This window comes from Stenotrophomonas sp. STM01 (assembly GCF_014852135.1).
In the GTDB taxonomy this organism is placed as follows: Bacteria; Pseudomonadota; Gammaproteobacteria; order Xanthomonadales; family Xanthomonadaceae; genus Stenotrophomonas; species Stenotrophomonas capsici.
Genome location: NZ_JACVBA010000009.1, coordinates 1 through 4,654, shown reverse-complemented (window position 1 = coordinate 4,654; position 4,654 = coordinate 1). Strand labels below are relative to the sequence as shown.

The 4,654-nt window shown below is 64.4% G+C and carries 4 protein-coding genes; all 4 read right to left on the bottom strand.

The features are described from left to right. Window positions 1–351: 351 nt before the first annotated feature. Entirely contained in the window at window positions 352–2,760 is a 2,409-nt protein-coding gene (locus IB227_RS18380) for a DUF2235 domain-containing protein (RefSeq protein ID WP_192288565.1), read from the bottom strand. After that, window positions 2,757–3,338, bottom strand: a complete 582-nt coding sequence (locus IB227_RS18375) for a DUF3304 domain-containing protein (RefSeq protein ID WP_225591987.1) — start codon at window positions 3,336–3,338, stop codon at window positions 2,757–2,759. The genes IB227_RS18380 and IB227_RS18375 overlap by 4 nt, the downstream gene beginning before the upstream one ends. Window positions 3,339–3,439: 101 nt before the next feature. Beyond that, window positions 3,440–4,387 carry a DUF4123 domain-containing protein gene (locus IB227_RS18370; protein ID WP_192288563.1) on the bottom strand — a complete coding sequence of 316 codons (948 nt, stop codon included), beginning with the start codon at window positions 4,385–4,387 and terminating at the stop codon, window positions 3,440–3,442. A gap of 13 nt (window positions 4,388–4,400) precedes the next feature. Then, window positions 4,401–4,654: DUF2345 domain-containing protein (locus tag IB227_RS18365; protein WP_192288562.1), on the bottom strand; the 254-nt coding region annotated here is incomplete at its 5' end.

Below are 4,654 nucleotides of genomic sequence, written 5' to 3'. Positions count from 1 at the left end.
CAACGCATCCCGCCCCCACCAACGCTCCACCACGCCCTCCCCAAGGAGGTCACTCTCCAGCCGGTACAGGCGCTGCGCGCTGTTCAACGCGGCGACCTGTGCCATCAGGTTCGTCAGCTGATCCATGCCAATCCCAGAAGTTGTGACAGCCCGCCCGACACGCAGCGGATAGCCGTGCATTCCCCCTTGCCGGCGAATCTATCAGAAAACAGGAACGTGACATTTCATGCCGAATTCAAATAAATGAATCGGCAAAGCTTCAAATCGGGCAACAACGCACAGTTCAGGCCATGACGACACGAGGCCCACCGGGGCCTCGCGTCGTGTCGTCTGGCAGGACTGCCGCAGTGATCAGAACCGCGGCATCCCGTTGGGAATCGCACGTTTGAGTCCATCGATCACGGCGTCCTTGCCGGCATCAATCGCGTTGTCGACCGCGCGATCCACCGCACGCGCCGCACCATCCTTGATCTCCCCGGCCTTCTGGCGGACACCGTCAACACCTTCCTGCACCTTCTCCTTGGCCGCATCGATCGCGCGATCGCGCTGGTACTCCACTTCCTTCATCGGTTGCAGGAAGCGCTCGTGGTCGCGGTCCATGATGTGACGGTACTGGCCGACACCGTTGGGTTCACGGCGCGTGCCCGATCCCACCACGTTCTTCACGACCCAGCCTTCCATGCCCATGTTGTCACGCAGGTCCTTGGCATCCGAATCGCGCATCAACGGCACGTTCCCTGCACTGTTCTCGTCCTCGACGTCCACGTCCTTGCTGTTGGCGGCCAGCACCTGCTGCTCGAACCGGTTCAGCTCATAGGACAGCGCCTGCATGTACTCGCGACCGGCCTCATCGTGCTTGCGCAGGTCGCTGTACTGTTTCGCCAGCGCTAGGTGGTGCTCCCGCAGTGCGTTGCGCTTGCGGATCTCGTTGATGAAGATCGCCTTGTCGATGCGTGTGATCGGCCCAAGCATCCAGAAGCCCGCGTGCGAGTCATGCACGTAGTCGTCGAAGAAGCGGTCGACGTCGGCAGGAATCGGCGCCGTCGCATCCACCGCGCTGACCACGTCCTTCTGCACCTGCGAGGGCGAGGCCGACAGATTGATCGGGACCCCCACCAGGCCGATGGGCACCGTCACCGTCCTCGGCTTGTGGGCGTCGCGGGCACGCTGCAGGTCAACCTGCCAGTCCTTGTTGCCCTCTTCCAGGTCCGCCTTGTCCTGCGCGCTGGCCGCGGACCAGCTCTTGAGCGTCTTCAGCGCGGCGTCACTGGTGTACTTCCCGCGCCAACGCCAGTAGTGCTGCATCTGCGTCTGCATGCGCCCTTCCATGTGGCCGCGCTTGCTGCCGCTGACGTTCTCGCCCTTCTCGTTGGTCGGCGTCCATTGCAGGTAGGCCGAGAATGCACTTTGCAGCGTCGGCTCGATCTTGAAGTCGCTGTTGATATTGGCAGGCAGCTCATTGAGCGGAAGCAGCTTCACGCCGCCATTGACGCTTTCGAAATACATGTCGCTCAGCGGGATCTGCGAGAGCATGTCACTGCGCCCCGCACGTCCCTTGCCCTGGTCGCCGGGGGCATAGCCACCGCCGATGTCCGAGTGCACGCCGGGGTAGACGAACTCCTTGGCCGGTGACGGCCAATCCCCGCCCATGCGCAACGTCGACAACGGGAACGAACGCCGGATCTCATGCCCGGCGCAGTAATGCACGGTCTGCTCGACGCCGGCCGGAATGCCCATGCTGCCGTTGGCCCAATCGAGGAAGCCGCCGCCCACCGGCGAGGAATCGGCCAGCAGCACCGACGCCACGGTGTCGTACAGCCCCAGGAAGCGGATGTTCAACTCTGCCGGCCCCACCTTCCCCTTCGTGGCCAGCTTCACCCAGTTCGCGAACGTGCGTGCCTCCGCGGCGCCGCGCGAAAACCCGAACACCGTCAGGTGGACGCGGGTGATGTTCGGCCGCTTCTCCTTCACCTTCGCCAGCAGGCGTTGGTCGATGTCCTCGAATATCTGGATCATCTTGGCGTTGCCGCCGCGATACAGGGTCTTCAAGCCCCTCCAGATTTCGGTGACCAGGACCTTGGCTTCGTCCGCCGGCACCAGGTCGGTGCCGGTGACCGAACGCGAAACCGCGTTGTACAGCATGATCATCGCGTAGTGGATGCGTGCCTCGCCACCACGGGCCATGCTCTTTCCCTTGCTGTCCTCTCCCGTCTCGTCGATCTCGGGGAACGGCGTGCCCACTCCGGGCAGGTAGAACTTGAAGTACTCCACGTCATCGGACTTGTGCGCGTCGTACAGCGTGACCACGTTTGAATGGCCCGCACTGCCGCGGTCGCGCAGCATGTTGTTGTTGGTGCCGTCGAAGAACACCCCGACATGCAGCTCGCGCATGCAGTCCAGGCCGTCGGCCTTGCCCAGGTCGGCCTTGCCGGCCCGCCCGGACAGCTCCTGCGCGCTGGGCTTGCGGCTTGCGCGCGGGAAGTCCTTCGGCATCTGCATGGTGGCATTTGCCTTCGCCCCGTACTTGTCGTTGTCCCAGCTGTCCCCCGGAGGTGCGCTGCCCAGGCGTTCATAGCTGGGCTTCCAGTCACGCAACAGGAAGGGCTTCTCCTTGGTGGGGCGGAAGTACAGCAACTGGTCGCCGTTGGGCAGCAACAAGGCCGTTCCGGTGACATGCTTCGCATCGGCGAAGAACCACGCCTCCGTCGAACCGTCGCCACGACGATCAACCGCCCACCAGCCTGCCTCGAACTTGCTCATTTGGTCTCTCCCTGCGGGGCAGCCGGTACGGGCGGCACACCTGCGTCCTCAACGTCCGATCGCGTCGACCAGCCCGGCGGTGCTTCCGGATAGGGCGGCCCCTTGTAGCCTTCCGCGCGCGGCGAACCGTTGAAGATCACGATCCGCACCTCATCATTCGGCAGGAAATGCACATTCATCGAACCGGGCACGTCATAAGGCTCGATCGGAACCTCCGCCTCATGCCAGGTCTGGGTCGGGTCGCCATCGGACTTGCCGCTGCTGGTCGCCCACTTGACCTTGGCGGTCAGCCCGGGATGCCATTTCCTCGGGTAGAGGATGCAGCACACCGAGCCACCACCGGAGTAAGCGTTGATGCTGACGCCGCCGTGGTTGTTCACGTAGAACGGCGTGATGGCCTGATCGGTGGAGTTGTATCCATCGATGCTGCCCATGGCCGTGTCATCCTGACCGGACTTGGCCCCACAGGCGCTCACCAGCGAGAGCAGGCAAACGCCGAGAAGTACTTGCCAGTGCCGCCTCATCGTACGTGCCAATGGCTTGCGGCGTTCATGGAAATACGGAAGGGCAGGCTTCATTCGGTCCATCCTTGCGGGCGTCCTGCGCCCGCCGTGGTCATGCTTGCGGTCATCAACGGACCGCTGCGATGTGGTGGCGTTCTGCTGCAATGCCGTGCCCCTCATGGCAGCACCCCGCGTTCTTCCTCCGGGCGACGGTGTTCCAGCCGTTCCCAGACCGCATTGCCCCACAGCGGCATCTTGTCGACCAGCAGGAACTCCCCCGCTCGCACGCCTTCCCAGGTGGAGTGCAGTTCCGGCAGGGTGTGGAAGTCTTCCCCGCAGCTGAGACTGAGCACCACGAACTGCAGGCGGCTCTTGAGATCCTGCACGTTGAAGCGGGACGCCGTCTGCAGGATCTGCGTGATCCGGGCATGGAAGTCGCCGCGCACGCGTGCCTCCGGCACCAGGCTGGGGGTCTGTTCGCACAACATCATGAAGATCGCATCGGGCTCGGCGGCGGCGCGCAGCGCACGGAACTGGGCCACGGACAGGTGCAGGTGCTCGTGTGTATCGGCGACTGCCCCGTCCGGAGCTGCACGCCACTGCACGTACTGCCCGTTGCGGTCCACCCAGCCCCATTGCGCGACACATCCGCTCACGCGCGCAATCTGCGTGGCGGACAACTCGGCCAGCAACACCGGCAACACACGCGTATCGGCGAAACGGCAGTGGATGGGCTGCCCGCGTTCGGCGACGCGCGCCATGCCCAGATAGGCGCACAACCGCTGCAACTGCCCAACATCGGCATTGCCGTACAACCAGCTCAGCGCCGGCGCGGGCATTGCGAGCTCAAGCAATTGCAGGACCTGCGCGGTGCGGTGCACCTCACTGCCGGCAAGGGCGAGCAGCAGCACGCCCACTTCGCCGTAGGCATCCAGCTCCGAGCCCGCATAGGCCGCCGTGACCTGCATGCCATGCCGGGCGCAGACCGCCTGCACCCGCCCGGCATCGACCAGGGCCGCATCCAGCAACGCCCAACAGGCAAGATCGCCGTCACCGGCGATGGCGGCCGCCAACGCGGGCAACGCGGCCGAAGGCAGTGCATTGTTTGCATGACAGGAGGACAACGTCGCTTCCTCCTTACTGCAATGCCGCGAATGGCGCACCGGACGCGGCGGCCTTCAGCATGCACTCCACGCAGATGGACTTCGGGAACAGCGGCAACGGATAGTCGCCCTGCACCGGGCCCACGAATGACTTCTTCTTGGCATGCACGGTGATCTTTCCCGGGCAGTTGAAGCTGATGTTGCCGCCCTCGATCGTCACGCTCGCACCACCGGCGGTGGCGATGTGGATCGTCTTGCCGGCCGCCAGCTCCACCACGCCCTGCGCAC

Coding starts and splice junctions, on each gene's coding strand:
- IB227_RS18380 (WP_192288565.1), bottom strand. CDS start 2,760: ATGAGCAAGTTCGAGGCAGGCTGGTGGGCGGTTGATCGTCGTGGCGAC.
- IB227_RS18375 (WP_225591987.1), bottom strand. CDS start 3,338: ATGAAGCCTGCCCTTCCGTATTTCCATGAACGCCGCAAGCCATTGGCA.